Annotated in this window: 1 protein-coding gene; it reads left to right on the top strand. The window is 65.3% G+C overall.

Translation table 11 applies throughout. From position 1 onward, the window contains the following. Positions 1 to 1062 (top strand): tyrosine-type recombinase/integrase (locus tag AC1RQP_RS40150; protein ID WP_492943304.1); only part of this gene is annotated, 1062 nt, incomplete at both ends.

Below are 1062 nucleotides of genomic sequence, written 5' to 3'. Positions count from 1 at the left end.
GCGCACCAAGGTCTATGACCGCAAGTGCCGGGGCCTCTATGTCAGCATCATCCCGGCTGGCATCGCCACCTTCAATTTCAAGTTCACCGACAGCACCACCGGCAAGCAGCGCTCGACCGTGCTCGGCACCTTCAACCCGGAGACCTTCGGCATCGAGGACGCCCGCAGCAAGGTCTACGCGCTGAAGGCCCTCGCCCCGGCAACGCTGGTCGAGCAACTGCGCCAGACCAAGACCCAAGCCGCTGCGCGCGGCAAGACGGTCGATGAGATCATCGCGCTGCGCATCGACTGGATGAAGACCAAGGTTCTCAAGGCGGACGGCGAAATGCGGCCCCGGCTGGAAAGCTGGGAGAGCACCGCGCGCCATCTGCGCCGCTTCCTCAGTCCCCGGCTCGGCAAGAAGCTCGCCAGCGATGTCACCAAGAACGACATCGCCACCCTCTCCAACGACATCGTCGCGGGCAGGCACGGCGGCAAGCCCTCGGTCAGCAATGCCCGTCACATGCGCCGGGCGGCGTCCGGCCTGTTCAACTGGGCAGCCGAAGCGGGCAACGATTTCGTCACCGCCAGCCCGTGCGTCAACCTGCCGAAGCTCGACAAGGAGCATCCGCGCGACCGCGTGCTGAGCGAGGATGAAATCCGGACGCTCTGGCATGGCCTCGACCGCAACGATCTGCCGTGGGATCGCAAGACGCGGCTGGCGCTCAAGTTCGCGCTGGTCACCATGCTGCGCTCGGGCGAACTGCTACCGATCCATCGCGATGAGCTGAACGCCGCGAACGGCACCGTCGATATTCCGGCGCGGCGGGTCAAGAAGCGCCGCGTCATCAATCAGCCGCTGTCCGATCTGGCGCTTGAGATCGCCAAGGAAGCGATGGGCAACTACGATTACGTTTTCGTCGGTCGGTTCGGCAATGCGCCGCTGGCACGCAACGCCATGGCCAATGCGCTGACCGGCACCAAGACCCCGAAGAAAGGCAAGCGCGTGCCGCGCACGCTGGGCATCTGCGAACTGCTTGGCATCGCACCGTTCACGCCGCACGATCTGCGACGGACGGCGGC

The sequence above is a fragment of the Bradyrhizobium sp. GW821-FHT13H06 genome (assembly GCF_058803975.1).
The sequence above is the reverse complement of the archived record's forward strand: the minus strand, read 5'-3'. Positions and strand labels throughout refer to the sequence as shown.